We start from the raw sequence: 25,165 nt of genomic DNA on the forward strand, positions 1-25,165 counted from the left end.
GAGCGCGATGTCACGCCCGATACCATGCGCGCCCGCCTGTTGGCGCAGGCGACGTCGGAATCGGCCGCCACCTCGCAGTCGAGCGTCAATGCCGCGATGAGCCGCGCGCTCAACCGCGTGAAGGCGCTGGGGCTGGAGGTCGAGACCGGCGGCTACAACACCTATCAGGAAAGCCCGCAACGGCCGCAGAACCTGCCGGCCGGCGCCAAGCCGCCGGCGCCGCTGTGGCGCGCGCAACAGAGCCTGATCATCACGTCCAAGGACGACGCCAAGCTGCTCGAAGCGGTCGGCGCGCTGCAGACCGAAGGCCTGGCGTTGCAGGAACTCGGCTACATGTTGTCGCGCGAGCAGCAGCGCGGCCAGCAGGACGAAATGTTCAATGAGGCGCTGCAGCGTCTGGCGGCGCGCGCCGAGAAGGCGGCAGCTGCACTCGGCATGCGCTTCGAGGGCTGGGCCCGCGTCGGTCTGAATGGCGGCATGGTGGCGCGCCCGGTGATGATGAAGACGATGGCGATGTCGGCCCGTGCCGAAGCCGCGCCGCCGGTGGCCGCTGCCGGCGAACAGACCGTCACCGTCACGGTCGACGGCGAGGCGATTCTCCGTCGTCGTTAAGTCTGCACCGCTAGGTCAGTTCCTTCAGGCCATTCGCTGTCTCGATCAGTGCGCGATAGCGCAGCCGTGAACCGGATGTGACCACCGGTGGGTCGGCAATGCCGAGGTCGCGATACAGCGCGATGACGCGTTCGGGTTCTGGATGCTCCAGGATCACCCGTTGCAGCCGTGCACGGGCATCCGCCATTGCAGCAATCGACGGCGGCTTGCCGAGCCGGTCGATCACCGAGGGCGCCGCGCCGTCGAGCGGCAAAGATCCGTCCTCGGGAATCGCGAAGCAGAAGTCACCATTGGCGCTGGTGAATGCGACCTTCTTGCCAAGTATATCTGCATACCGCGCCAGCACGGCGTCGAGATCGTTGGTACGCGCGACCCAGCCGCGCAGGCGCCGGCCGCTGTCCCAGTCGGCGCGCACGACTGCTGCATTGTCGAGTCCGAACCAGCGCGGACGGCTCGGCTGCGGTGCCGCCGGGTTCACCGCGATGATCTCCAGGTAGACGCTCTCGCCCAGCCTGAGCAGATGATTATGTGTGCCCATATCTGGATGCCGGCGGCCGAACGGCACATCAATATCGAGACAGGCCTGCACATGCGCCACGCCCTCGGCAAGGGTGGGTGAGATGACCGTGATGTGGTCGAGTTCCAGCATCTGGCCTGTCATAACGCCCGGGTCCGCCGCCGGTCCAGAGCCCGGCGGGGCTATAAAGCGGGCGCGGGCCCGCATTTCTATTTCCGGTCTACGCAGCGGAGCGGCTAATCGCCGCAGCGCGGTTAACCATAAGGATCCGGGCACCTGGATGCATCGCCGCGCCGAACAATGCTTGCGATGCTCCGGCCCCGCCCCTAAATAGAGGCGCTTCAAAGCGAGACTGGACTTTGCCCGCCGCACCTCTTCCCGCAAACGAAGCTGCCCGTCTCGCCGACCTGCGCAGCTTCGGCATCCTCGACACGCCGTACGATCCGCGCTTCGATCGTCTGGCGCGGCTGGCGGCGCGCGTCTTCGGCACATCGGGTGCGGCGATCACGCTGCTCGATGCCGACCGCCTGTGGTTCAAGGCACATGTGGGTGTCGACCTGCGCGAACTGCCGCGCGAAACCGGCTTCTGCGCCTGGACGATTCTCAGCGACGAACTCTGTGTGGCCGAAGACATGCAAGCCGATGCACGCTTCGCCGACAATCCGCTGGTCATGGCGGCAGACGGCGGCCTGCGTTTCTATGCCGGTGCGCCGCTGATCAGCCGTGACGGCCACTGCATCGGCGCGCTGGGTATTTTCGATCCGGCCACCCGCAAGTTCGACGATGTACAGCGCGGCCATCTCAGGGAATTTGCCGCCCTGGTGCTCGATGCACTGGAACTGCACCGTTCGCTGGCCGAGACCGAGGCCGCCCGCGAAGAGGCGATGCTGGCCTCGCGTTCGAAGGGCGAGTTCCTCGCCTTCATGAGCCACGAGCTGCGCACGCCGCTGAATGCCGTGATCGGTTTCGCCGAGATGTTGCAAAGCGAGGCCTATGGCCCGCTCGGCGACGACCATTATAAGGATTATGCCGGACTGATCCGCCAGGCCGGCCAGCATCTGCTGGAAGTGATCAACTCGATCCTCGATCTCAGCCGCATCGAAGCCGGCAAGATGACGCTGACGCTCGACCGGCTGAAGGTGGTGGACGAGGCCGATGCGGTGATCTCGCTGCTGCTGACCCAGGCACGGCAGAAGGAACTGTCACTGGTGATGGATGCCAGCCTGCACGGCCTGCCGGCACTGCATGCCGATCGCAGCGCTTTCCGCCAGGTGCTGCTCAATCTGATTTCCAATGCCATCAAGTTCACGCCGGCCGAAGGCCGCATCGTTGTGAGCGGTGCGACCGAGAAAGACACCGTGCGCATCAGCATCAGCGACGACGGGCCGGGCATCGCGGCGGCCGATCTGGTGCGGCTGGGCGAGGCCTTCTACCAGGCCGGCCCGAAGAACCAGCGCCGCCAGGGCTCCGGCCTCGGCCTGGCGATCTCGCATCGCCTGATGGCGCTGCATGGCGGCAGGCTGAAGATCGCCAGCGAACTCGGCCGCGGTACGACGGCGACGATGATCTTTCCCTGCAAGCAGGGGTAATTAGAAGTCGTCGCTCCCGCGCGGCGGGAGCCCAGTATCTCCACAGCCTGAGCGCTTCAGTCTGGATTCCCGCTTTCGCGGAAATGACGATAGACTTGGAGTATTTCCGGAGGACACCCCCATGCTGCGCTCACTCTTCGCTGTCGCTCTTCTCGCCCTCAGCATCACCGCCTCCGCCCAGGCTGCCGATCTGGCGCAGCCGAAGGGCCCGGTGGTGCTGACCATCCATGGCAAGATCGCGAACACGAATCGCGGCGCGCTCAACGACTTCGAAGACGCCTTCTTCAAATTCGGCAGCGTGAGTTTCGACAAGGCGGCGCAGTTCGATCTTGCCATGCTGGAAAAGCTCGGCATGACGTCGCTCAGCGTGAAATACGACACCTGGCCCAAGGCCTATAAGTTCGAGGGCCCGCTGCTGGCCGATGTGCTCAAAGCGGCGGGAGCGACCGGGAAAACGATCAAGGTCTATGCGCTGGACGGCTATGGCGCGGAAATCCCGCTGGCCGAACTGCAGCAGTATCCGGTGCTGCTGGCGCTGAAGGCCGATGGCAGATATCTCGGCCTGGGCGGTCGCGGCCCGACCTGGGTGGTCTATCCGCGCGACGACAAGCATCCGGGGCTGAAAAGCCATGACGACGCCAAATGGGTCTGGTCGGCGCTGCGGATCGAGGTCGAGTGAGTGGCCCAGCTATAAGATGTTGATTTTATAAAGGAAAATCCGCCCGACGATGCCGGGATCGCATTCCCGGCCGCAATACCGGCCGAATCGAGCCATGCGCCTGACACTGCTTGATTTTCCGGGCCGTCGCGCGCATGTTCTCGCCCGCGCTTGCGAAGCGCAGTGAACCCGCGCCGCCCCGGCGCGCGATGACCGTATTTCAGAGGCTGAATGGCGAAGGAAGAATTGCTGGAATTCCCCGGCGTGGTGGACGAATTGCTGCCCAATGCCATGTTCCGGGTGAAGCTCGATAACGGCCACGAAGTGCTGGCCCATACCTCGGGCAAGATGCGCAAGAACCGCATCCGCGTGCTGGCGGGCGACAAGGTCATGGTGGAAATGACTCCCTACGACCTGACCAAGGGCCGCATCACCTTCCGCTTCAAGTAAGCCTGGCCAGTGACCGGAACTGGGGCCGGAACCGTGGCCAAGCTGCCTCTTGTTCTGGCCTCCGCATCGCCGCGCCGCCGCGACCTGCTCAGGCAGATCGGGATTGTGCCGGCCGAGATCCTTGCCGCCGATCTCGACGAAACCCCGCAAAAAACCGAATTGCCGCGCATGCTCGCGCTGCGGCTTTGCCAGGCCAAGGCCGCGGCGGTGGCGCAACTGCGCCCGGATGCCCTGGTGCTGGCCGCCGACACCGTGGTCGGCCTGGGCCGCCGCATCCTGCCCAAGGCGGAAACATCCGATGAAGTCGCCGGCTGTCTCAATCTGCTGTCGGGTCGTCGCCATACCGTCACCACCGGACTCTGCCTGATCCATCCCGACGGGCGGATGGTTGCCCGCGCGGTCGAAACCAAAGTGCGGCTGCGCCGGCTCGAAGCCGCCGAGATCGCCGCCTATGTCGCGGGTGGGGAAGGGCTGGGCAAGGCGGGGGGCTATGCCATCCAGGGCCGGGCCGAGGCCTTCATTCCCTGGATCGGCGGCTCGTATTCCAATGTGGTCGGCCTGCCGCTGGCCGAAACCGCCGGGCTCCTGCGGGGTCTGGGTTACGTGCCCTAGGGCTATCCGATTCTTTAACGAATTCAGCTATAAACAGGTCCGATGGCCAACGAACTGCTGATCGATGTCGGACTGATCGAAACGCGTGTCGCCCTGGTCGAGGACGACCGCCTGGTCCACCTCGATCTGGAGCGGCCCGAGCGCGATTCCGCGCTGGGCGCAATCTTCCTCGGCCGCGTGCGCCGGATCGAGAAGGGGCTGCAGGCCGCCTATGTCGATATCGGGCTGAGCCGCGACGGCTTCCTCGGCCGCGACGACCTGGTCGACAGCGGTGAAAAACCGATCGAGCAATGCATCCATGAAGGCGAGACCGTGCTGGTGCAGGTCACCCGCGACCCGGTCGGCGAGAAGGGCGTCAAGCTCAGCTGCCATATCGCGCTGCCCGGCCGCTTCCTGTCGCTGACGCCGTTCGATCCCGCCGTGCGCGTCACCAAGCGGATTAGCCAGGATGCCGAACGCATGCGGCTGGCCGCCGTGCTGCAGAGCCTGATGGCGCTGGCCGACCAGACACCGCTGGAAGTCACCGCGCGGCTTCAGCGTGAAGTCAACGTCCGCCTGCAGCACCGGACCGGCGATCGCCGCATTACCAAGTCGACGAAACACGATCCCGAACGCCGCAACGGCGACGAGCGTCGCCGCCGTATGGGCTGCATCGTCAACGCCAATGCCGATGGCGTGTCGAAGGAAGAATTGCTGGCCGACTTGCAGCGCCTGCGCTCGCGCTGGATCGCGGTCGAACAGCAGCGTGCCAAAGCTGTGGAAAGCAGCAACGTGCCGGCCGAATTGTGGCGCGAGATGGGCCCGGTGGGCCGCGCGCTGCGCGATTACGTCGGCGCCAAGCTGGATCGCATCCGCGTCAATGCCGCAGCAGGCTTCGCCGAGGCGCGCGCCTGGCTGTTCGAGCATGCGCCGAATTATGTCTCGAAGCTGGAACGGTTCGACGATCCAGCCGGGCTGTTTGAACTCTTCGAGATCGAGGCCGATATTGCGGCGGCGCTCGGCCGCCATGTCGCGCTGCCGTCCGGCGGGATGATCGTGTTCGGCGAAACCGAGGCGCTCACCGCCATCGATGTCGATTCCGGCCGCGCCTCTGCGCGCGGCCATGCCTTCGAGGAACAGGCGCTCAAGATCAACCTGGAAGCTGCCACTGCGATCGGGCGCCAGCTGCGTCTGCGCGGCATCGGCGGCATCGTGGTGATCGACTTCCTGCATATGGAAAACGCCGCCTATCGCGCCCAGACGGTGAATGCGCTGCGCGAGGCGCTCAAGCGCGACCCGGCGCCCACGAAAGTGCTCGGCATGTCGGCGCTCGGCCTGGTCGAGATGACCAGGAAAAGAGTGGGCGAGCCGCTGGCCGCCCGCCTGTTCGAGGATTGCCCGACCTGCGACGGCGATGGCCGGCTGCCCTCGCTGCCCTCGGTGCTGGCCGAACTGCTGCGCCGGACCTGGCGCGAAGCCCATGGCAGCCCGGGCGGCAAGCTGGAAATCGCCTGTGCGCCCGACGTGGCCGCCCTGTTCGACGATGGCGACCTGAAGGCCAAGTTGGAACGCCAGATCGGCGCCGTGGTGCTGGTGAAGCCGGAAGCGAATCGGCGCCGCGACTCCTTCTCGGTCGGCCGACTCGGCCGCTGATTCCGGCTGCTGACCTCGCCCCCTGAGGGCCTATAATCAGGCTATGACAGTTTCCGATGATAAATCTTCCCGGGCCTGCCCGATCTGCGGCAAGCCGTCCGACCCCGGCCGGCCGCCCTTCTGCTCGCCCCGCTGCGCCGATGTCGACCTGAATCGCTGGCTGAAAGGCGCCTATGCCATCCCGGCTGTCGAAATCGACGAGGAGGACGAGTCGGGGCAACCGGGGGATGCAGCCGGCGGCGACGACGGCACCCGTCACTGATCCCGGCTATCCCGGGGGACAGTCCCGGATAACCCTTCGGATAGCATCCGGCCGGGTTTCGGACAGCCTGTTGCAGAACTGCATCACCGGGCGAAAATCCGTTGTAACTCCCCCGGTTGCGAGTGCCGGCCGTCACGGTCGCCGGGATTGCACTTGCGCCGGAAAGGCGGATAACCGATAAGATAAGCCTCAGAATAATAAAGAAGGCTCCAGCACCATGTCCGTTGCCCCGCGCGAGTTTGGTCAGCGCATGCCCCAGTGGAAGACCCTCGCGGCAGTTGCACTCCTCTCCACCGGCCTGCTCACCGCTTGTGCCACACCGCCCTCCGATCCGCAGGCGCGTGCCGACTTCGACGCGGTGAACGATCCGCTTGAGCCGGTGAACCGCGCGCTGTTCGAATTCCATCAGGTGGTCGACCACTTCCTGCTGAAGCCGGTCGCTTTCCTTTATGCGAATTTAATCCCGCAGCCGATGCAGACCGGCATCCGCAGCGCGCTGATCAACCTGAAGTCGCCGGTGATCCTGGCGAACGACCTGCTGCAGGGTGAGACCGGTCGCGCTGGCGAAACACTGGAGCGTTTCGCCATCAACAGCACCGTCGGTGTGCTGGGCTTCTACGATGCCGCCGACAAGTGGTTCGGCATCGCGCCGCATACCGAAGACTTCGGCCAGACCCTGGCCGTCTGGGGCAATGGCGAAGGTCCGTATCTCTTCATCCCGATTCTCGGCCCGTCCAATCCGCGCGACCTGACCGGCGTGGTGGTCGATTCAGTCGCCGATCCGGTGAACTGGTATCTGAACAACACCGACCGCGAAGGCTGGATCTACGCCCGCACCGCGGCCACCGGCATCGATGCGCGCGCCCAGCTGCTTGAGACGCTCGACAATCTCGAGAAGACCTCGCTCGACTATTACGTCACGCTGCGCACGGTCTATCGCCAGCGTCGCGCCGACGAGATCGCCAACCGCGCCTCGAAGCAGCCGAATGTGTCGCCGACCTCGATCAGCCGTGCCGCCGATGCTGGCAGCGAGATCGAAACGCTGCCCATCAAGCAGTAAGCGATCGTACAGACTCAACGAACAACGGCGCGTCGCAAGACGCGCCGTTTTTGTTTGTGGCGATGGTGTGCAGCAAAGCCCCTCACCCTCCCGTCACCTTCGGTGTCGGGCCCCTCCCTCTCCCATTGCATGGGAGAGGGTAAAGCCAGTGTCTCCCTCTCCCGCTTGCGGGAGAGGGTTGGGGTGAGGGTCTTGCTTTGCTGGCGCTTAAGCCTGCGCCGGTTTCAGCACGCAGTTCGGCGGGAAGCTGACGGTGACGCGGGTGCCCTGCTGCGGCGCCGACGCAACGCCGATGCTGCCGCCATGCAGATCGATCAGCTTGCGGCAGATATTCAGGCCCAGCCCGCTGCCCTCGCTGCGCCGGATGCCGGCATCGGCCTGCCAGAAGGGTTCGAACACGCGCTCCAGATTCTCTTCCGCAATGCCGATGCCGGTATCGACCACGGTCAGCGTGACGCCACCGTCCTCGGTCAATTCGGCTTCCACCATCACACTGCCGCCGGCCGGCGTGAATTTCACCGCATTGCTCAGCAGGTTGATCAGGATCTGCTTCACCGCGCGGGCATCCACCAGCATCGGCGGCAGATCGTCGGGCAGCGCGTTCGCCAGCTGCAGCCTGGCTTCGCGCGCACGGCCGCGCACCAGGCGCAGGCTGTCGTCGACCAGATCCCGCGGATCGTGTTCCTGCAGCTCCAGTTCGAAACGGCCGCTTTCGATCTTTGACACATCGAGGATGTCGTTGATCACGCCCAGCAGGTGATGCGCACTGCCGCTGATATCCTCGGCGTATTCGAAATACTTGACCGATTGCGGTCCCAGCATGCGGCCGGCGATCATATCGGCAAAACCGATGATGGCATTCAGCGGCGTGCGCAGCTCGTGGCTCATATGCGCGAGGAATTCGCTTTTCGCCCGGTTGGCGGTTTCGGCCACTTCGCGCTGGCGCGCATAATTCTCAGCCAGCTTCTCGCGCATCTCGGCCTGTTCGCGCAAGGCCGCCTCCAGCCGTTTGCGCTCGGTGATCTCGGTGGCGATGCTGCCGACCGCCAGCAGCCTGCCATCCTGGTCGTAGATCGGAAAGCGCACCAGCATGTAGTCGCGCAGCTCGTCGTTGATGTCGGGGATGCGCATGTCGTACGTCTGCGGCCGGCCTGCGCGTACGGTTTCCTCGACCTGCTGGGTCAGCCGCGCCGCCAGCGGCGGCGGAAAGATTTCATTCGAGAAGCGACCGATGAGGTCGTCCTCGGTGCGCCGGAACTGTTTGGCGAAATGCTGGTTCACCATCAGATAGCGGCCCCGTGGATCCTGCAGCGTCATCACCAGCGGCGGATTGTCCATCAGGCCGCGCAGCAGCGATTCGGTGGCGATACGCCGTTTGAGCTGGCGCCAGGTGCCCCAGACGGCAGCGATGGCGCCCAGCATCACGATGCCGAACAGGATGCCGAAACCGATGGCGGCGCGGCGCCACGCAGTGTCGGAAGGCAGCGGTTCGAGCTGCAGCAGCAGGCTGACCGGCAATTCGTTCAGTTTGGCCCAGTAGAGCGGTTCGGCTTCGGTGGCGCTGTAGCCCTGGTTGCCGTTGGTAAAATCGAGCAGCCCGGCCAGCTGCACGGCGCGCTGCTGCGGCCAGCCGGTGATCAGCCGGCCGTCTTCATGCATCAGCGCCAGTGTCGACACCGGCAGCGGGAAATAAGCGGGATCGAGCAGTTCGCGCAGATCGATGTGCAGGGTGGCAATCAGCACGCCGGCAAAGGCGCCGTCGGCGCCGTCAATGCGCCGGCTGAGCCAGATGCGCGGGTCTCCCGGAATCTGCGCGGCAGAAATCTGCTGCACCACGCCGTCGCGATGCAGCTGGAAACCGGGATGCCAGCCGATGTCGAGCGGCATCGAACCTTTGCCGACGGCAAACCAGTACTGGCCGCGCGCATCGAAGGCGTGTACGGAATCGACCTGCGGCATGATCGAGATGCGGTCTGTCAGCAGCGCGACCACGGCATCGCTCGGCGTCAGGCCGCGGCTGATGCGGTCGCTGGCTTCGGCGGCGGCGAATTGCAGCAGCAGGTCGGCGACATCGATCTGGCGCTGCGCGGCATCGGCCAGCGTGCGCGCCAGCCCGGTGCCCTGCAGCACGATGCGATCCTGTTCGCTGTTGCGCAGGTTGAGCACCAGAGAGAGCGCAAGGCCGCCGGTGGCGAGCAGCAGCAGCACGACGGCGAGGATCAGGGCGACGAAGCCGCGCGGCAAGCTGCCACGCCAGCGTCGCGTGATCACGGTCTCTGTCGCAGCTTCGCGCTTCGTCATGCCGGGTCGTTTTTCTCCCCGGGCTCTGTGCCCGGAGATCAGTCTGTCACACTCCGGCGAAGAACGACAAAAGCTTTCCTTCGCGCTGAGGTTATTATCCGATTACCGCGCGCGTTAAGGTCGCAGGTTATGGTCTTTGGGGAAACCAGGCCCGGTCGGCCTGTTCGCCCAGGCGGGCGAGGTCGGGCTGCGTCATGCGATAGGGCAGCCACTCGGTTTTATGGTTGATGCCGAGACGATGATAGAACTCGCGCGTCGGATTCCAGTCCAGCACATTGAGATCGAGCCGCTTGCAGCCGCGCGCATCGGCAATCGCGGCCAGCGCGGTGATCAGCTGCCGGCCCAGGCCATGGCCGCGCGCACTTTCCAGCACGAACAGGTCTTCGACGAAGAGCCCGACGCGGCCTTCCCAGGTCGAGTAGTTGTGGAAATAGAGCGCGAAGCCGACCGGCTGGCCATCGAGTTCGGCAATCAAAACTTCAAAGCGTTTTTCCGCGCCGAAGCCGTCGCGACGGAAATCCTCCGCCGTCGCCTTCACGCTGCTCAGCGGCTCCTTCTCGTAGATCGCCAGCGCCTGCACCAGCGACAGGATCGTTTCGGCATCCGCAATCGTGGCAGGGCGGATCAGGGTCTTGGACATGCGTTACGCTTTCTGCTTCGTGGATTGTGAGGATGTCGACGAACTGCCGGGCTGCTTCAATGCCGCCACCAGCGCTTCGCCGAATAGGGAAAATTCCTTGGCGCGCTGCGTGCCGCGCCGCCAGGCGAGACCGATATGGCGCGCCGCATCGCCATCCTGCAGCGGGCGCGTCGTCACATCGGTACCGCGCAGGATGCCGGCATCCAGTGCCAGCCGCGGCAGCAGCGTGACGCCGAGTCCGCTATCGACCATCTGAACGAGGGTGTGCAGCGAGGTGGCGGCGAAACCGTCTCGGCGCGGCGAGGGCGGCAGGCGACAGGCCGCCAATGCATGGTCGCGCAGGCAGTGGCCGTCTTCGAGCAGCAGCAGCGGCGCCTCGCTCAGGTCGTCGAGTTTCACGCTGTTGCGCCGCGCCAGCTGATGATCCTCGCGGCAGGCGACCAGGAAGTCGTCGTCGAACAGCGTCATCGTATCCAGCGCCCCACCGTCATAGGGCAGGGCAATCAGCAGCAGATCCAGCTTGCCGGCCTGCAACTGCTCGACCAGCCGTGCAGTCAGGTCCTCGCGCAGGAACAGCCGCAGGTCGGGGAAGCGCTTGCGCAAACTCGGCAGCACACGCGGCAGCAGGAAGGGCGAGATGGTCGGGATCACGCCGAGCCGCAGCGGTCCGCTCAGCGGCACGGAGGCGGCGCGTGCCGCCAGCACCATATCCTCGGCCCGGGCGAGCAGTTCACGCGCCCGCCCGGCCAGATCCTCGCCGAGCGGCGTCAGCACGACTTTTCTTTTCGTGCGGTCGACCAAAGCGGCACCCAGCTGTGTTTCCAGTTCCTGGATGCCGGCCGACAGCGTCGACTGGGTGACGAAACAGGCTTCTGCAGCGCGGCCGAAATGGCGGTTTTCCGCGAGGGAAACCAGATATTGCCACTGCCGCAGCGAGGGTGAACTGAGCATGTTTGTTATATAATCGATAAAATCGATTATTTCTATCGGAATTATCTGTTTGAACGATATTTAGAAAGCATCTAATTATCAATCCTAGCGGGACATCAGGCCCAGGCGCCGTTGAAAAGCGGTCCCGGACGACCAGCCCGCCGCCCCCGGATCGGCCGCGCCAGATGACTTGGCAGGCCCGTAACCAAGACAAAGTTAGAGGAGCGATTACCTATGCTGACCATCGGCGACAAGTTTCCCGCTTTCAACCTGAAGGCCGTCGTTTCGACCGACCCGAAGAAGGCCTTCACCGACATCTCCAGCGCGTCCGACAAGGGCAAGTGGAAGGTCGTGTTCTTCTGGCCGAAGGACTTCACCTTCGTCTGCCCGACCGAGATCGCGGCCTTCGGCAAGCTGAACGGCGACTTCAACGATCGCGACACCGTCGTCTACGGCGTGTCGACCGACTCCGAGTTCGTCCACCTGGCCTGGCGCAACAACCATGGCGATCTGAAGGATCTGCCCTTCGCCATGCTGGCCGATATCAAGCGCGAGCTGAGCCAGGATCTCGGCATCCTCGACAAGGCCGAAGGCGTCTGCCTGCGCGCCACCTTCATCGTCGACCCGGAAGGCATCATCCGCTTCGTGTCGGTGAACGACCTCAGCGTCGGCCGCAACCCGGCTGAAGTGCTGCGCGTACTCGATGCGCTGCAGACCGACGAACTCTGCCCCTGCAACTGGCAGAAGGGCGAAGAGGTTCTGAAGCCGGCCGCCTAAGCCGCCTCCGGTAAAGGCATCGCCGCGCGCCCCGCTTCATCCCACGAAGATCAGCGGGCGCGCGGCGAAAGCCTCCCCAGATTTACAAGGATAAGAAAAGGAGCCCGCCATGAGCCTCGACAGCCTGAAGACCCGCCTGCCCGAATATGCCCGCGACCTCAAGCTCAACCTGGGTTCGCTGGCCACCGAACCTGGCCTGACCGAACAGCAGCGCGCCGGCACCTTCATCGCCACGGCGCTCGCTGCGCGCGAAGCCAGCGTGATCCAGGCCATCGTCGCCGAATTCGCGCCCAAGCTGTCGCCGGAAGCGCTGGAAGCCGCCAAGGCCGCTGCCGCGATCATGGGCATGAACAACATCTACTATCGCTTTGTCCATATGATGGCGCATGAACCGGGCGCCAACTACAAGTCGATGCCGGCCAAACTGCGCATGAACGTGATCGGCAAGCCTGGCGTCGACAAGGCCGATTTCGAACTCTGGTCGCTCGCCGTCTCTGCCGTGAACGGCTGCGGCATGTGTGTCGAAAGCCATGAGGCGCAGCTGCGCAAGCATGGCTTCAGCGAGGAACAGGTGCAGCAGGCGGTGCGCATCGCCGCCGTGGTGCATGCCGTCGCTGCCGTGATCGACGGTGAAAAGGCGCTGAGCAGCGATCTTGCCGCCGCGGCGGAGTAATCCGAACCAAATACCGTCCGGGCTCTTGCCCCTCCGTCCGGACGGCGTCCAGCGGCTGCCATCGCAAGATGGCAGCCGCTTTCTTTTGTGCCGTAATGGGTGGGACAAGGAGTTTTACGGGAAAGTTATGCGATGCGACGCGGGAGATTAAATCCCGGTAACTATCCACAATCTTCCTTGGTTGGGTGTGGCCGGCTGGGCATAAAGTCTTGCACAGGTTACCCGCCCCCCGATGTCAGGAGGACATCATGCGTATCCGTGCCAGTTTTCTGCTTTTCATCGGCCTCATGGCCGCCATCGTGCTCTTCGAATCCGGGCAGGTGATCTACGACGGTTATGGCGAACGCCAGAATGCCGTCACCGCACGCGGCCTTGCCGCCACGCAGGGCGAATTGCTGCGTATCGTCGAACTGCTCGGTATCGAGCGCGGCGCCTATAATGCCGCTTTGCGCGACGACAAGATCACCGATCCGAAGGGCGATTTCATCGCCAAGCCGCGCAAGGTGACCGACGACACCATCGCCGCCGCGCTCGCGGCAGCGCGCACCTCCGGCCATCCCGCCATCGAAATCCGCCGCATCGAAGCCATGAAGGCGACGTTGGACGACTGGCGCAGCCGTGCCGAGGCCGCCATCGCCAAACCGCTGGCCCAGCGCCCCGCCGATGTCATGAACGGCTATGTGCCGGCGATGACCAAGGTGGTGAGCGATATCCTGCCGATGCTCAACCACATCGGCGCGGCGATCAATCATGCCGACGGCGACATCTCTGCGCCGATGGAACTGGCAAGGCTGGCCGCCGACATGCGCGCTGAAGCCAGCGTGCGCGGCACCGCGACCGTGAATGTGGTCGCCTCGGGCAAGCCGATCCCGCCCAATACGGCGATCACGCTGGCCGAACAGAGCGGCAAGGTCGACGCAATCTGGGCCCGCATCGTGATGGGCATGCAGGCAATCGAGCCGTCGGCCGAGATGAAGGCGAAGGCGGAGGATACCCGCAAGGCCTTCTACGAGGTCCTGCCGCAGATCTATGCCTCGATCCGTGCCGCCAGCGACAAGGGCGAGGCCTATCCGTTCAGCATGGCCGATTTCCGTGCCAGGCAGAATCCCCAGCTCTATACAGCAGGTTATCTGCGCGACGTCGCCATCGCCGATACGATGAAGCTGGCCGACTCGATTATCGCCGAACGCACCCAGACGATGGTGATCGACATTATCATCGCCATCGTGTCCACCGTCCTGCTGCTGGCCGGCACGGTTTTCTTCCTGCGCCGCGTGATCTCACCGCTGGGTACAATGACGGTGACCATGACGCGGATCGCCGAAGGCCAGTCGGCCGAGATCGGCTATGCCGACCGCACGGACGAGGTCGGCGACATGGCCAAGGCGCTCACCGTCTTCCGCCGCAATGCGGACGAGAAGGCGCAGCTGGAAGCCGACGAGCGTAGTCGCGCCGATGTCGAGCGCGGCCGCTTGGCCGAACAGCGCGAAGCCGAAGCGGCGATCAGCCGCGAGATCGCGCAGTTCTGCATCGCGGTGGGCGACGGCGATTTCTCGCGCCGTATTGACATGGCCGGCAAGGACGGCGTGTTCCGCGACCTGTCGCAGCAGATGAACGGCCTGGCCGATACGCTGCAGAGCGTGCTGAACGATCTCGGCCGCGTGCTGCAGGGCCTCAGCCATGGCGACCTCACGGCCTCGGCCTCGGGGCAGTACAAGGGTGCCTTCGGCGATCTGGCCGGCGCGGCGCGCGAAACCGTGGCGCGCCTGCGCGACTTCGCCGGCAAGCTGGCGGAAAGCGCTGAGACGGTGCGTACGGCTTCGGCAGAAATCTCGAGCGGCAGCCAGGATCTGGCCAGCCGCACGGAATCGCAGGCCGCCTCCATCGAAGAAACCGCGGCGTCGATGCACGAGATCACGGCGACGGTGAAGCAGAATGCCGACAATGCCCAGGCAGCCAACCAGCTCGCCACGGTGGCGCGCGACACCGCCGAAAAGGGCGGCAGCGTGGTGGCGGAGGCGGTCACTGCCGTGACACAGATCGAGGCCAGCGCACAGAAGATCAGCGATATCGTCGGCCTGATCGACGAGATCGCCTTCCAGACCAACCTTCTTGCCCTCAACGCAAGCGTTGAGGCAGCGCGGGCAGGCGAGGCCGGCAAGGGCTTTGCCGTGGTGGCGCAGGAAGTGCGTGCGCTGGCGCAGCGTTCGGCCAATGCCTCGAAGGACATCAAGGCGCTGATCAACGAGTCCAATGCGCAGGTGAAGTCGGGTGCGGCGCTGGTGAACCAGACCGGCACCTCGCTGACCGATATCGTCGGCGCGATCAAGAAGGTGTCGGATATCGTCGCCGAGATCGCAGCCGCCAGCCGTGAGCAGGCCACCGGTCTCGAACAGGTCAATACCGCCGTCGGCAGCATGGACGAGATGACCCAGCGCAATGGCGCGCTGGTCGAGGAAACCTCGGCCTCGGCACAGTCGCTCGCCGATCAGGGCCGCCAGCTCGCCGAGTTGGTCGGCTTCTTCCGCACGGGTGGCGCAACTGGTGGCACCCCGGTGGCGCGGCCGGTGACCGCCGCGCCGGCTCCGGCTGCGAAGCCGGCGGCCCCGAGGCCGCTTGCCGCTGTGCCGAAGGCGGTGCCGGCAAAACCGGCGATGGCTGCCAGACCCGCGCCGCAGACCCAGTCTGCATCCCGGCCCGCGCCGGCCCCGCGTCCGGCTCCGGCCGCCAATGCTGACAACGACTGGCAGGAATTCTGATCCTCTTGCCTTTCGACCCGCCTTGCTTTTGAGCAGGTAGACGCCATATGGGAAAAAGCCGGGACGACCCGGCTTTTTCTTTGACCTATCGGGCGGGGACGACCCTGTCGTTGAGCGCCGCAGCGCGAAGGTGCTGAGCGCGTCTTAGAGCGAAAAGGAAATTCGCCATGGCATGGATCATTCTCGTCGTTGCCGGCCTCACCGAAATCGGCTGGGCGATCGGTCTGAAGTATACCGAAGGTTTCACCCGGCTGTGGCCGAGCGTCTTCACCGGCATCTCGATGGTGGTCAGCATACTGCTGCTCGGTCTGGCGCTGAAAACGCTGCCGATCGGCACGGCCTATGCGATCTGGACCGGCATCGGCACGGTCGGCACGGCGATCCTCGGCATCTATCTCTTCGGCGAAAGCGCCGCCGTGCTGAGGCTGGTCTGCATCGGGCTCATTGTCGCCGGCATCGTCGGGCTGAAAGTGGTGACGCCGGCATAATCAGCTCTGCTTCTGCATCACCGTCAAGATCACGCCGTCGCTGCCGGTGATGACGACTTCAGTGCCGGCTGGCAGGTCAGGACCACTGACTGGCCAGACGCTGTCGCCCAGTGCGATTTCGCCGCGACCGGCCTGCAGGGCGGTGGTGAGCAGTGCAGTGCGGCCGATGAAACGCGCGACGCCGGTATTTACTATCGGCACTGCAGCTGCTTTCCGGCGGCGCATGGTCAGGCTGACGGCCAGCGAAATCACGGCCAGCGCGCCATAGAGCCCGATCTGCATGGCCGGCGACAGATCGGGCTGCAGCAGCATGGCCGCGCCGACCAGCAAAGCGGGAATGCCGAGCCAGAGCAGGACATAACCCGACACCACCACTTCCAGCACGATCAGGACCAGACCGAGCGCGAGCCAATGCCAGGCGAGAAGGGTGAAAGACAGCATCTGTCAGCTCTTGACGCCGTCGCCCCATGGGCGCGGTGCTGTACCGGACTGGCTCCGCGTCTGTATTTCCTTCGCCAGTTCAGCGATACCGGCAAGGCTCGATACAACGCCAGTAGCCTCGAATGGCATCATGATCATCTTCTGGTTCGGGCTGTCGGCGAGTTTTCCAAAGGCCTCGATATATTTCTGTGCGACGAAGTAATTGATGGCGGCAATATTGCCGCCTGAGATAGCGTCGCTGACCACCTTCGTCGCCTTGGCCTCGGCATCCGCCAGACGCTCGCGTGCCTCTGCATCGCGCTGTGCGGCATCGCGGCGGCCCTCGGCTTCGAGTACAGCTGCCTGTTTCTGGCCTTCTGCACGCAGGATGGCAGCCTGCTTCTCGCCTTCCGCAGCCAGAATTTCAGCTCGCTTGCTGCGTTCCGCTGTCATCTGCTTTCCCATGGCATCCAGCAGATTCTGCGGCGGTTGGATATTGCGCAGTTCGATGCGAGTGACCTTGACACCCCAGGGTGACGTGGCCTGATCGATCACCGACAATAGCCGTCTGTTGATCTGGTCGCGCTGTGACAAAGCTTCGTCGAGGTCCATGGCACCGATCACCGCACGGACATTGGTCATGGCCAGCGTGCTGAGCGCGATGGTGAGATTCTGTACTTCATAGGCGGCCTTCATCGCCTCCAGAATCTGATAGAATACGATGCCGTCCGCCGTCACCGTGGCATTGTCCTTGGTGATGACCTCCTGCTCGGGGATATCGAGCACGGTTTCCATGACCGATAGCTTGTGGCCGATCTGTTCGATATACGGGATAATCAGATTGATGCCCGGCGACAGGGTTCGCGTGTAACGGCCGAACCGTTCTACTGTCCACTGCTGGCCCTGCGACACCGTCTTCACGCCGGCAAGTATTGTCACGACGACGAGAATAGCCAAGACGATCAGAATGACCGTCACCGGAGAGATGTTCATAGCCTGCCCCTTTTCTGAACCCCACCTTTAGTCTTATGTACGCGGCGGCAGTGGTGCAAGCCCATTTCACAAGCAGACCGTCAAACCTCCAGCCACTCCTTGCGGATGGCGGCGTTATCCTTGAGCTGCTGCGGCGTGCCCTCGAAGACCATGTGGCCGTGGCCCATCACATAGAGCCGCTGGCAGATCTTCAGCGCAATCGTCAGCTTCTGCTCGACCAGCAGGATGGCGATGCCGCGGCTGGCGATGCGCTCCAGAAGTTCGGCGACGCGCTCGACCATCATGGGGGAAAGGCCCTCGGTCGGCTCGTCGACCATGATCAGGTCGGGATCGCCCATCAGCGTGCGGCACATGGTGAGCATCTGCTGCTCGCCGCCCGACAGCACGCCGGCCTGGGTATCGGCGCGTTCCTCCAGGCGCGGGAAGATCTCGAACATATCCTGCATCGACCAGCGGCCGGTGACATTGGCCTTCTTCTGACCGAGATAGAGATTTTCGCGCACCGTTAATGCTGGGAAGATGTCGCGGTTCTCGGGCACGTAGCCCAAGCCCAGCCGGGCGATCTCATGCGGCTTCTTGCCGGCGATCTCGCCGCCCTTGAACAGGATCGACCCCTGTGGCGGCACATCGCCCATGATCGCCTTGATCGTGGTCGAGCGGCCGACACCGTTGCGGCCGAGCAGCGAGACGATCTCGCCGGCCTTCACCTCGAAACTCACGCCATGCAGGATATGGCTCTTGCCGTAATAGGCATGCAGGTCGCGGACTTGCAGCATCGACTCAGACATCAGTGTTCGGCCTCCCCATGAGACTCTAGGGCCTGGCCGAGATAGGCTTCCTGCACGGCCTTGCTGTTGCGGATGTTGGCCGGCGTGTCGGAGGCGATGATCTGGCCGTAGACCAGAACGGAAATGCGGTCGGCCAGATCGAACACCACGCCCATGTCGTGCTCCACCATCACCAGGGTGCGGCCCTCGGTCACCTTGCGGATCAGGCTGACGAAATGCGCGGTCTCCGAACGGCTCATGCCGGCGGTCGGCTCGTCCAGCATCACCACTTCGGCGCCGCCGGCAATGGTGATGCCGATTTCCAGCGCGCGCTGTTCAGCATAGGTGAGGAAGCTCGCCGGCAGCTGCGCGCGGTCGGCCAGGCCGATCTGCTGCAGGATCGCCATGGCGCGGTCGTTGGCATCCTTCAGCTTGCGGGTGTTGTGCCAGAAGGAATAGCGATAGCCGAGATGCCACAGCACGCCGCAGCGCACATTCTCGAACACCGTCATCTTCGGGAAGATATTGGTGACCTGGAAGGAGCGCGACAGGCCGCGGCGGTTGATCTGATACGGCTTCAGCCCGGTGATGTCCTCGCCATTCAGGCGGATGCTGCCCTCGGTAAGCGGGAAGCGGCCTGAGATCAGGTGGAACAGGGTCGACTTGCCGGCCCCATTCGGTCCGATGATGGCATGGCGTTCGCCCTTGCCGACTTCGAGCGAGACGCCGCGGATGATTGGCGTAATGCCGAAGCTTTTGTGAACGTCATGGAGACCCAGCGCAGTCATTTGCCGGCCTCCCGCTTATTGCTGTCCTGGCCATGGGCAGCGTCGGAATAAGCATCCGCCATCCGCGGCCCCCAGAGTTTGCCGAGATACAGCCCGCCGCCCATCAGCGCCAGCGCCACGATCCAGGGCAACAGGGAGTTGGAATTATAGGCGATGCCGAACAGCTTCATCGCCGGACCGTCGGTGGCCGCCTTCACCAGCTGGTGATGCGACGTCTCGATCAGCGTCACCAGTCCGGCCAGACCCATCAGCACCGGCACCAGCATCACGGCGTAGGACGGTACGATCTGCAGCAGCGTGCCGCGCCGCCACAGCGGCAGATGCAGCATGATCAGCCCGGCCATACCGCCCGGCGCGAACATCACCATGGTGATGAAGATCAGGCCGAAATACAGCATCCAGGCGCCGGTCAGATCGCTGAGGAAGACCTGCAGCAACACGACCAGCACGGCACCCAGGATCGGGCCGACGAAATGGCCGATGCCGCCGATATAGGCCATCAGCAGCACCACGCCAGACTGCGCGCCGGAAATGTTCACGGCATTCATCAGCTCGAAATTGATCGCGGCCAGGCCACCGGCCACGCCGGCGAAGAATCCCGAAATGCAGAAGGTGATGAAACGCACCATCTGCGTCGAATAGCCGACGAATTCGGCGCGCTCCGGATTGTCGCGCACCGCGTTGCACATGCGGCCGAGCGGCGTGCAGGTGAAGGCATACATCGCGATCATGCAGGCGAAGCACCAAGCGGCGATCAGGTAGTAGACCTCGATCTGCGGCCCGAAGCGCACCCCCCACAGCGTCAGCATCTTGGTGCGGTTGGCCGTGATGCCTTCCTCGCCGCCGAAGAAGCCGCGCAGGATCAGCGACAGCGATGCGATCAGTTCGCCCAGCCCCAGCGAGATCATGGCAAACACCGTGCCGGCGCGCCGCGTGCTGACCGCGCCGAAAATGAAGCCGAAAATCAGTCCCATCGCACCGCCGGCCAGCGGCACGACCGGCAGCGGGATCGCCAGCTTGCCGGCAGCGATGGTGTTCATCGCATGCACGGCGAGGAAGCCGCCCAGGCCGTAATACACCGCATGGCCGAAGCTGAGCATGCCGGTCTGGCCCAGCAGCATGTTATAGGCCAGTGAGAATACGATCATGATGCCCATCAGGCACATGGTGGTCAGCGCGGCACCCGAGGTGAAAATCTTCGGCAGCACGATCATCACGGCGGCCGCAATCACCCAGATGCCGTAGCGCCGCAGCAGGTCGAGCGCCGGATTGCCGCGCGCGGCGGTCATGGTTGCGTCGCTCATCTCAGTTCTCCCGCGTGCCCATCAGGCCCGTGGGCCGGAAGATCAGAATCAGCACCAGCATCAGATACGGCACCACCGGGCCGACCTGCGCCACCGTCACCTGCCACAGGTCGCTCAGCACGCCCTGCATCGGCCGCGCCATGCCGATGGCCGACAGCGCATCGCCGAGCGAGTAGTTGATCGCAATCGCAAAGGTCTGGATCAGGCCGATCAGCAGCGAGGCGATGAAGGCGCCGGGCAGCGAGCCGAGCCCGCCGAACACGACCACGACAAACAGAATGGGGCCCAGCACATGCGCCATGCTTGGCTGCGTCACCAGCGCCGGGCCGGCGATCACGCCGGCGAGACCGGCAAGGCCGGAGCCGAAGCCGAAGACCATCATGAAGACCTTGGGCACGTTATGGCCCAGCATTGCCACCATGTTCGGATGGGTCAGCGCGGCCTGGATGATCAGACCGATGCGCGAGCGCGTCAGGATCATCAGCAGCACCAGGAAGATCGCCACCGAGATCAGCAGCATGAACATGCGGAAGGCGGGATAGGTGGTGCCGAAGAGTTCAAAGGCGTGGAAGTCCAGCAGCGCCGGCACGCGGTAGTCCACCGGCAGCTTGCCCCAGACCATCTGCACCAGTTCCTCGACCACGAAGGCGAGGCCGAAGGTGAACAGCAGCTCGGGGACATGGCCCCATTTATGGACGGTGCGCAGGCCCCAGCGCTCGACCGCGGCGCCGACCAGGCCGACGCAGACGGGCGCGACGAACAGCGCAACCCAGAAATCCAGCCACTGGCTGAGCTGGAAACCGAAATAGGCGCCCAGCATGTAGAAGCTGGCATGGGCGAAATTCAGCACGCCCATCATCGAGAAGATCAGGGTCAGGCCGCTGGCCAGCAGGAACAGCAGCATACCGTACAGCACGCCGTTCAGCGTGGAAAAGATCACCAGTTCAAGCAATCGAAGCCCCCGTACGACACATGCAAGCCTGTTATATTTCTTTTCATCGTTCCCGCCAAAGCGGGAACCCAGTCTTTCTATGCGCTGGATCCCTGCTTTCGCGGGGATGACGATTGGGAGAAACGGCGGCGCCGGTCACCCGGCGCCGCCGCATCGTCACGCCGTCAGCTCGGCTTCGCCATCTTGCAGGTGGTGGGTACGTCGGTTTCGCTCATCGGCACGGTGGCCGTCAGCTTCCAGCCCCAGCCGGTGTTTTCCTCGTCGAACTTCATGTCGCCGGTCATCGGCGTGAGCGCGGAGATATACATGTCCTGGAAGAACTGGTGATCTTCCGCACGCATGTAGGTGTCCTTGCCGTAGATGTTCTTGTACTTCATGCCGCGCAGCTTCTCGGCGAACACCTTGGGGTCGTTCGACTTGGCCTCGTTCATCGCCCGGGCCAGCATTTCCATCTCGTTGCGCACGCGCGGATACCACCAGCCCTGGCCGGCCGACTTCTTGCGGAAGTCCGTCTCCCAGGCGTAGTTCTCCTTGGTGTTGATGTTGGCCAGGCCTTCCGTGATCTGGAAGACGCGGTCCTTCAGGCCGGTCTGCTTGATCGAGGTCGGGCCGCCGGCGCCGCCGGCATAGTAGGTGTACCAGTCAACCTGCAGGTTGGCGTCGGCCGCGGCCTTCAGCAGCAGCGAGATGTCGCTGCCCCAGTTGCCGGTGATGACGCTGTCTGCACCGCTGGCCTTGATCTTGGCCACATAGGGTGCGAAGTCGGTGATCTTGGCGAGCGGGTGCAGCTCGTCGCCGACGATCTGGATATCCGGCCGTTTGGCTTTCAGCATCGTGACCGCCGATTTGCGCACCGCCTGACCGAAGGAATAATCCTGATTGATCAGGTAGACCTTCTTGATCTTCGGATTGCTCTTCATATAGCCGGTGATCGCCGCCATCTTGATGTCAGCATGGGCATCCCAGCGGAAATGCCAGTAGCTGCACTTGTCGTTGGTGAAGGCCGGATCCACCGCGGCGTAGTTCAGGTAGATCACTTCCTTGCCGGGATTGCGGTCGTTGTGCTTGTTGACGAAGTCGATCATCGCCGCCGCAGCGCCCGAGCCGTTGCCCAGCGTGAGGATGCGCGCACCGGCATCGATCGCCTTCTGCGCCGCAATCACGGTTTCCTGCGGGCTCAGCTTGTTGTCATAGGTCAGAAGTTCCATCTTCTGGCCGTTGACGCCGCCCTTGGCGTTGATCTTGTCGATCATATACTGGAAATGCTTCACGCCGTGTTCGCCGATCGGCGCCATGGAACCCGACAGCGGATCCACGAACGCGATCTTCACCTGCGCCATGGCGGGTATTGCCAGGGCTGTGAGTCCGAGGCTGAGCGCGAGCGCGGTCAAGCCTGTCCGGTAACCATTGGACATCATTTCCTCCATCCTGTTTGTTGCGGCGGCTTCTGCTCCGCCGATCCGCCGTCGTTGCGGCGAATACCGTTGTCCTGCTGAGCCCTGCCGATGCGGCGGCTCAAGCGCGGCGATCCCGATGCGGGCGGGCAGCCATGACGGCGACCCAGCCCAGATTGCGCCGCAGTTCGGAAGCCGGCGTGCGGCCCGGATAGCGGCGATTATAGCTGCTGATGGGAATATGTGCGGCGCTGCGCATGGCTGGCGCCTGCGCCAGGGTCTGTGCCCAGGCAGATTCCAGCCATGCAAGCAGTCTCGCGAGAATACGGCGCATCATGCCTGTTTCGTCCCGCATCTACCTGGTCATGGCGGCATAGACCATGTCGCGCATCAGGGCGCGATAGGTCAGGCGCTGCTTGGGCGACTGCATCATGAAGACGGCGAACATCTTTTCTTTCGGATCGACCCAGAAGTAAGTCCCGCCGGCGCCGCCCCAGTAATAGTCGCCGGCACTGCCCGGATCGGCCGAGATGCCGTTGGCCAGCCGCACGCCGAAGCCNNTCGGGCTGAGGTACCGCTTGCCGTTCTGCGTGCCGCCATCCAGCAGCATCTGCAGGAAGCGCGCATAATCCATCGCCGTGCCGGTCAGACCGCCGCCGCCGCTCTCGAACTTGCCGGCCTTGCGCGGATCGAAGAATTCCACGCCGCCGCCCAGGCTGCGGTCATTGGCATAGGGTTCGGCGACGCGGCCCTGCTTCGCCGCATCGGTGACATAGAAGGCGGTGTCTTTCATGCCGAGCGGCTTGAGCAGGCGGTCGCTCAGCACATTATACAGCGACTTCTTGTCGACGATCTCAATCACGCGGCCGAGAATGTCGGTGGAATGGCTGTAATCCCACACGGTGCCGGGCTGGTAAGCCAGCGGCAGCCTGGCGACACGCTCGGCGAATTCCGCATTGTCCGGATCGCCATCCAGCACACCGGCATACATGCCTTTGACGACGCCGACGCCGAAGAAGCCGTAAGTGATACCGGAGCTGTGGCGCATCAGATCCTGGATGCTCATCGCGCGGCGTGGCGCCACCAGTTCCAGCGTCGGCTTGCCGCCGGGCTCGGCGGCCGGCTTCTCGACGCCGACCTGCACCTTGGCAAACGAGGGAATGAATTTCGCCACCGGATCGCCGATGTGATAGCGGCCTTCCTCGACCTGCATCATCGCAGCCGCCGTGACGATCGGCTTGGTCATCGAATAGATGCGGAAGATGCTGTCGCGCGACATCTTCGCCTTGGTCTGCGGGTCCTGCACACCGAAGGCGTCGAAATAGGCGATCTTGCCATGACGGGCGACCAGCACCACGGCGCCGGGAATCACGCCGGCCTCTGAATCGGCCTTCAGGCGGGTACCGATGCGGGCGAGCCGCTCCGCCGAAAAGCCGACGCTGGCCGGATCGGCCTTGGGCAGCAGCTCTGCTGCCAGCGACGGAAGGGGGGCCTGAAGCGCAAGGATGGTAATGCCGGCCGTCGCGGCCAGCCTCAGGGTCGTTCTCATCAGCGCGGCCTCCCTTGGCCATTTTTATTTGCTTGTGGACTATGATTGTCGGACAATCCGACCTAAGTCAAACATTGTTCGATCCTGTGAGCCGGGCTGGGCCGCTGGACCGGCGTATGGGTCGCCGGTAGAAATGCGGTCGCCGGAATACACGGCGTCTTTCAAGCGATTTGCCTCAGCCTGTGGCTCGGATTTTGAGGACGAACGTTCGTCGGGGGACTAAATGTCTGGGGTTGCCGAGAAATTTGCGCGGCTTACGCCGGTGCCGGCCTACCAGATGGTGGCCGAGGCCATCGAGCGCGAGATTCTGTCCGGCCGGCTGCGGCCGGGCGATCCGATCGGCACCGAGGCCCAGTTGGTGCGCCAGTTCGGCGTCAACCGGTCAACCGTGCGCGAAGGTATCCGCCTGCTGGAACAGGGCGGCATGGTGCAGCGCGATTCCAGCCGCCGCCTGGCCGTCGGCCTGCCGCATTACGACCAGCTCGCCACCCGCGCCAGCCGCGCGCTGATCCTGCACCAGGTCACCTTCCGCGAATTGTGGGAAGCGACCATGGCCTTGAGTCTGGCCACCATCGACTTCGCGGTCGAACGCGCCACCGAGGAAGAGATCGCCACGCTGGAAGCCAATATCGATGCAACCGAAGCGCGGATCGACGATCCGGCTGCGGTGGCGGCCTATGACAGCGAATTCCATCTGCTGCTGGAAAAGACCGCGCGCAACCGCGTGCTCGAACTGGCACGCGAGCCCTCCAACATGCTGATCTATCCGACCACGCATGTGGCAGTGCAGGGCACCGAACAGGGCGCGCGCCGTCTGGTCGAGGCGCATCGCATGCTGGTGCAGGCGCTGAAGCTGCGCGACAAGGAGCTTGGCCGGCTGTGGACCAAGCGCCATCTGATCGACTGGCGCAAGGGCTTCGAGCGCGGCGGCAACGACCTCGACCAGGCGGTCGACCTCGTCACCGCACCGGCGGCACTGGCGTAATAATCTCGAAAACTGAACTTGTCATGGCCGGGCTTGTCCCGGCCATCCACGCC

25 protein-coding genes and 1 pseudogene are annotated in these 25,165 nt (G+C 64.1%); 13 read left to right on the forward strand and 13 right to left on the reverse strand.

Annotation, left to right across the window (positions count from 1 at the left end):
• Window positions 1-12: 12 nt before the first annotated feature.
• Window positions 13-612: pseudogene (locus CTR53_RS02080) on the forward strand (SIMPL domain-containing protein); the annotation flags it as partial.
• 10 nt (window positions 613-622) lie between these two features.
• Here the strand turns inward: CTR53_RS02080 and CTR53_RS02085 are convergent.
• On the reverse strand, window positions 623-1,273 hold the full coding sequence (locus CTR53_RS02085; RefSeq protein WP_290809004.1) for a VOC family protein: 651 nt from the start codon (window positions 1,271-1,273) through the stop codon (window positions 623-625).
• A gap of 215 nt (window positions 1,274-1,488) precedes the next feature.
• Here CTR53_RS02085 and CTR53_RS02090 point away from each other — a divergent pair, with 215 nt between their 5' ends.
• The 7 genes from CTR53_RS02090 to CTR53_RS02120 all read left to right on the forward strand — a co-directional run bounded on the left by CTR53_RS02090 (window position 1,489) and on the right by CTR53_RS02120 (window position 7,392).
• Entirely contained in the window at window positions 1,489-2,718 is a 1,230-nt protein-coding gene (locus tag CTR53_RS02090) for a GAF domain-containing sensor histidine kinase (RefSeq protein ID WP_290809006.1), read from the forward strand.
• A 121-nt stretch (window positions 2,719-2,839) separates the two neighbouring features.
• Window positions 2,840-3,397 carry a molybdopterin-dependent oxidoreductase gene (locus tag CTR53_RS02095; RefSeq protein ID WP_290809008.1) on the forward strand — a complete coding sequence of 186 codons (558 nt, stop codon included), beginning with the start codon at window positions 2,840-2,842 and terminating at the stop codon, window positions 3,395-3,397.
• A 210-nt stretch (window positions 3,398-3,607) separates the two neighbouring features.
• Window positions 3,608-3,826: a translation initiation factor IF-1 gene (gene infA, locus CTR53_RS02100; RefSeq protein WP_144067704.1), complete on the forward strand. Its 219-nt coding sequence runs from the start codon at window positions 3,608-3,610 to the stop codon at window positions 3,824-3,826.
• A 33-nt stretch (window positions 3,827-3,859) separates the two neighbouring features.
• On the forward strand, window positions 3,860-4,438 hold the full coding sequence (locus CTR53_RS02105) for a nucleoside triphosphate pyrophosphatase (RefSeq protein WP_290809012.1): 579 nt from the start codon (window positions 3,860-3,862) through the stop codon (window positions 4,436-4,438).
• 42 nt (window positions 4,439-4,480) lie between these two features.
• On the forward strand, window positions 4,481-6,070 hold the full coding sequence (locus CTR53_RS02110; RefSeq protein ID WP_290809014.1) for a ribonuclease E/G: 1,590 nt from the start codon (window positions 4,481-4,483) through the stop codon (window positions 6,068-6,070).
• 43 nt (window positions 6,071-6,113) lie between these two features.
• The gene (yacG, locus tag CTR53_RS02115; protein ID WP_290809016.1) at window positions 6,114-6,332 is read left to right on the forward strand and encodes a DNA gyrase inhibitor YacG; all 219 of its coding nucleotides are present in this window, start codon (window positions 6,114-6,116) and stop codon (window positions 6,330-6,332) included.
• 217 nt (window positions 6,333-6,549) lie between these two features.
• Window positions 6,550-7,392, forward strand: a complete 843-nt coding sequence (locus CTR53_RS02120; RefSeq protein ID WP_290809018.1) for a VacJ family lipoprotein — start codon at window positions 6,550-6,552, stop codon at window positions 7,390-7,392.
• Between the two features lie 207 nt (window positions 7,393-7,599).
• Here the strand turns inward: CTR53_RS02120 and CTR53_RS02125 are convergent, their stop codons facing one another.
• From CTR53_RS02125 to CTR53_RS02135, 3 genes are all read right to left on the reverse strand, one after another.
• Window positions 7,600-9,693 carry an ATP-binding protein gene (locus CTR53_RS02125; RefSeq protein ID WP_290809020.1) on the reverse strand — a complete coding sequence of 698 codons (2,094 nt, stop codon included), beginning with the start codon at window positions 9,691-9,693 and terminating at the stop codon, window positions 7,600-7,602.
• 127 nt (window positions 9,694-9,820) lie between these two features.
• Window positions 9,821-10,333 carry a GNAT family N-acetyltransferase gene (locus CTR53_RS02130; RefSeq protein WP_290809023.1) on the reverse strand — a complete coding sequence of 171 codons (513 nt, stop codon included), beginning with the start codon at window positions 10,331-10,333 and terminating at the stop codon, window positions 9,821-9,823.
• 3 nt (window positions 10,334-10,336) lie between these two features.
• Entirely contained in the window at window positions 10,337-11,284 is a 948-nt protein-coding gene (locus CTR53_RS02135; protein WP_290809025.1) for a hydrogen peroxide-inducible genes activator, read from the reverse strand.
• A 213-nt stretch (window positions 11,285-11,497) separates the two neighbouring features.
• On the opposite strand from CTR53_RS02135, the gene CTR53_RS02140 reads away from it, so the two are divergent.
• From CTR53_RS02140 to sugE, 4 genes are all read left to right on the forward strand, one after another.
• A complete protein-coding gene (locus tag CTR53_RS02140) occupies window positions 11,498-12,040 on the forward strand; it encodes a peroxiredoxin (protein ID WP_290809027.1) in 543 nt (180 codons plus the stop codon).
• Window positions 12,041-12,149: 109 nt separating this feature from the next.
• Complete coding sequence (locus tag CTR53_RS02145) at window positions 12,150-12,713, forward strand: carboxymuconolactone decarboxylase family protein (protein WP_290809029.1); 564 nt, start codon at window positions 12,150-12,152, stop codon at window positions 12,711-12,713.
• Window positions 12,714-12,961: 248 nt separating this feature from the next.
• On the forward strand, window positions 12,962-15,472 hold the full coding sequence (locus CTR53_RS02150) for a methyl-accepting chemotaxis protein (RefSeq protein ID WP_290809032.1): 2,511 nt from the start codon (window positions 12,962-12,964) through the stop codon (window positions 15,470-15,472).
• 167 nt (window positions 15,473-15,639) lie between these two features.
• Window positions 15,640-15,960: a quaternary ammonium compound efflux SMR transporter SugE gene (sugE, locus tag CTR53_RS02155; RefSeq protein ID WP_290809034.1), complete on the forward strand. Its 321-nt coding sequence runs from the start codon at window positions 15,640-15,642 to the stop codon at window positions 15,958-15,960.
• Here the strand turns inward: sugE and CTR53_RS02160 are convergent, their stop codons facing one another.
• The 9 genes from CTR53_RS02160 to CTR53_RS02200 form a co-directional block, all read right to left on the reverse strand.
• A complete protein-coding gene (locus tag CTR53_RS02160) occupies window positions 15,961-16,401 on the reverse strand; it encodes an NfeD family protein (protein WP_290809036.1) in 441 nt (146 codons plus the stop codon). It lies immediately after the preceding gene.
• Window positions 16,402-16,404: 3 nt separating this feature from the next.
• Window positions 16,405-17,373 carry an SPFH domain-containing protein gene (locus tag CTR53_RS02165; RefSeq protein WP_290809038.1) on the reverse strand — a complete coding sequence of 323 codons (969 nt, stop codon included), beginning with the start codon at window positions 17,371-17,373 and terminating at the stop codon, window positions 16,405-16,407.
• Window positions 17,374-17,453: 80 nt separating this feature from the next.
• Window positions 17,454-18,161, reverse strand: a complete 708-nt coding sequence (locus tag CTR53_RS02170) for an ABC transporter ATP-binding protein (protein ID WP_290809040.1) — start codon at window positions 18,159-18,161, stop codon at window positions 17,454-17,456.
• Window positions 18,161-18,928: an ABC transporter ATP-binding protein gene (locus CTR53_RS02175; RefSeq protein WP_290809042.1), complete on the reverse strand. Its 768-nt coding sequence runs from the start codon at window positions 18,926-18,928 to the stop codon at window positions 18,161-18,163. Before CTR53_RS02175 ends, CTR53_RS02170 begins: the two co-directional genes overlap by 1 nt.
• The gene (locus CTR53_RS02180; RefSeq protein ID WP_290809044.1) at window positions 18,925-20,232 is read right to left on the reverse strand and encodes a branched-chain amino acid ABC transporter permease; all 1,308 of its coding nucleotides are present in this window, start codon (window positions 20,230-20,232) and stop codon (window positions 18,925-18,927) included. The genes CTR53_RS02175 and CTR53_RS02180 overlap by 4 nt, the downstream gene beginning before the upstream one ends.
• Window position 20,233: 1 nt before the next feature.
• Window positions 20,234-21,184 (reverse strand): branched-chain amino acid ABC transporter permease, encoded by a 951-nt coding sequence (locus CTR53_RS02185; RefSeq protein WP_290809046.1) that lies wholly within the window; start codon window positions 21,182-21,184, stop codon window positions 20,234-20,236.
• Window positions 21,185-21,348: 164 nt separating this feature from the next.
• Window positions 21,349-22,602 carry a branched-chain amino acid ABC transporter substrate-binding protein gene (locus CTR53_RS02190; protein WP_290809049.1) on the reverse strand — a complete coding sequence of 418 codons (1,254 nt, stop codon included), beginning with the start codon at window positions 22,600-22,602 and terminating at the stop codon, window positions 21,349-21,351.
• A gap of 97 nt (window positions 22,603-22,699) precedes the next feature.
• Window positions 22,700-22,915, reverse strand: coding sequence for a hypothetical protein (locus CTR53_RS02195; RefSeq protein ID WP_290809051.1), 216 nt, complete (start codon window positions 22,913-22,915; stop codon window positions 22,700-22,702).
• A gap of 18 nt (window positions 22,916-22,933) precedes the next feature.
• On the reverse strand, window positions 22,934-24,127 hold the full coding sequence (locus CTR53_RS02200; protein WP_290809053.1) for a serine hydrolase: 1,194 nt from the start codon (window positions 24,125-24,127) through the stop codon (window positions 22,934-22,936).
• Window positions 24,128-24,350: 223 nt separating this feature from the next.
• Between CTR53_RS02200 and CTR53_RS02205 the strand changes: the two genes are divergently transcribed.
• Window positions 24,351-25,112, forward strand: coding sequence for a GntR family transcriptional regulator (locus CTR53_RS02205; protein WP_290809055.1), 762 nt, complete (start codon window positions 24,351-24,353; stop codon window positions 25,110-25,112).
• Window positions 25,113-25,165: the final 53 nt, after the last annotated feature.

The sequence above is a fragment of the Ferrovibrio sp. genome (assembly GCF_002796975.1).
GTDB lineage: Bacteria > Pseudomonadota > Alphaproteobacteria > Ferrovibrionales > Ferrovibrionaceae > Ferrovibrio.

Excerpts from the sequence above, each read along its gene's own strand:
- CTR53_RS02085 (WP_290809004.1), bottom strand. The coding sequence starts at position 1,273 with ATGACAGGCCAGATGCTGGAACTCGACCACATCACGGTCATCTCACCC.
- CTR53_RS02095 (WP_290809008.1), top strand. The coding sequence starts at position 2,840 with ATGCTGCGCTCACTCTTCGCTGTCGCTCTTCTCGCCCTCAGCATCACC.
- infA (WP_144067704.1), top strand. The coding sequence starts at position 3,608 with ATGGCGAAGGAAGAATTGCTGGAATTCCCCGGCGTGGTGGACGAATTG.
- CTR53_RS02110 (WP_290809014.1), top strand. The coding sequence starts at position 4,481 with ATGGCCAACGAACTGCTGATCGATGTCGGACTGATCGAAACGCGTGTC.
- yacG (WP_290809016.1), top strand. The coding sequence starts at position 6,114 with ATGACAGTTTCCGATGATAAATCTTCCCGGGCCTGCCCGATCTGCGGC.
- CTR53_RS02120 (WP_290809018.1), top strand. The coding sequence starts at position 6,550 with ATGTCCGTTGCCCCGCGCGAGTTTGGTCAGCGCATGCCCCAGTGGAAG.
- CTR53_RS02125 (WP_290809020.1), bottom strand. The coding sequence starts at position 9,693 with ATGACGAAGCGCGAAGCTGCGACAGAGACCGTGATCACGCGACGCTGG.
- CTR53_RS02130 (WP_290809023.1), bottom strand. The coding sequence starts at position 10,333 with ATGTCCAAGACCCTGATCCGCCCTGCCACGATTGCGGATGCCGAAACG.
- CTR53_RS02135 (WP_290809025.1), bottom strand. The coding sequence starts at position 11,284 with ATGCTCAGTTCACCCTCGCTGCGGCAGTGGCAATATCTGGTTTCCCTC.
- CTR53_RS02140 (WP_290809027.1), top strand. The coding sequence starts at position 11,498 with ATGCTGACCATCGGCGACAAGTTTCCCGCTTTCAACCTGAAGGCCGTC.
- CTR53_RS02145 (WP_290809029.1), top strand. The coding sequence starts at position 12,150 with ATGAGCCTCGACAGCCTGAAGACCCGCCTGCCCGAATATGCCCGCGAC.
- CTR53_RS02150 (WP_290809032.1), top strand. The coding sequence starts at position 12,962 with ATGCGTATCCGTGCCAGTTTTCTGCTTTTCATCGGCCTCATGGCCGCC.
- sugE (WP_290809034.1), top strand. The coding sequence starts at position 15,640 with ATGGCATGGATCATTCTCGTCGTTGCCGGCCTCACCGAAATCGGCTGG.
- CTR53_RS02160 (WP_290809036.1), bottom strand. The coding sequence starts at position 16,401 with ATGCTGTCTTTCACCCTTCTCGCCTGGCATTGGCTCGCGCTCGGTCTG.
- CTR53_RS02165 (WP_290809038.1), bottom strand. The coding sequence starts at position 17,373 with ATGAACATCTCTCCGGTGACGGTCATTCTGATCGTCTTGGCTATTCTC.
- CTR53_RS02170 (WP_290809040.1), bottom strand. The coding sequence starts at position 18,161 with ATGTCTGAGTCGATGCTGCAAGTCCGCGACCTGCATGCCTATTACGGC.
- CTR53_RS02175 (WP_290809042.1), bottom strand. The coding sequence starts at position 18,928 with ATGACTGCGCTGGGTCTCCATGACGTTCACAAAAGCTTCGGCATTACG.
- CTR53_RS02180 (WP_290809044.1), bottom strand. The coding sequence starts at position 20,232 with ATGAGCGACGCAACCATGACCGCCGCGCGCGGCAATCCGGCGCTCGAC.
- CTR53_RS02190 (WP_290809049.1), bottom strand. The coding sequence starts at position 22,602 with ATGATGTCCAATGGTTACCGGACAGGCTTGACCGCGCTCGCGCTCAGC.
- CTR53_RS02195 (WP_290809051.1), bottom strand. The coding sequence starts at position 22,915 with ATGATGCGCCGTATTCTCGCGAGACTGCTTGCATGGCTGGAATCTGCC.
- CTR53_RS02205 (WP_290809055.1), top strand. The coding sequence starts at position 24,351 with ATGTCTGGGGTTGCCGAGAAATTTGCGCGGCTTACGCCGGTGCCGGCC.